The organism is Bacillus sp. SIMBA_005, assembly GCF_046535585.1.
Taxonomy (GTDB): Bacteria; Bacillota; Bacilli; order Bacillales; family Bacillaceae; genus Bacillus; species Bacillus pumilus.
Genome location: NZ_JAWRWI010000613.1, coordinates 1 through 262 on the forward strand (window position 1 = coordinate 1; position 262 = coordinate 262).

At 49.6% G+C, this 262-nt stretch carries 1 protein-coding gene; it reads right to left on the reverse strand.

Annotation, left to right across the window (positions count from 1 at the left end; translation table 11 throughout):
• The coding region (locus tag SB660_RS21535) for a hypothetical protein (protein ID WP_410584447.1) at positions 1–262 on the reverse strand (262 nt) is incomplete at both ends.

Genomic DNA, 262 nt, shown 5'->3' on the forward strand with positions numbered 1-262 from the left:
TGCTGATCAGGACGATCACCAAAATGACGACCGGCGGAACATTCTGAACCCGGTCTTCCGGCACCTCTCCGCTGATTTTAAGCGGATTGGCGAGATAATCGTAAACATAGCCGTTTTCCTGTCCGTCAACGAGCGCGTTCCCTAAAATGCCGTATACGTCATTTCTGATCAATTTCGTGGAATCGACGTTTTTGCCCCAGTTGCTGTTCAGGGTGTCCGCTTTTTGCTGGACGTCATTTACGCTTTGCTGCATATTGTCGGT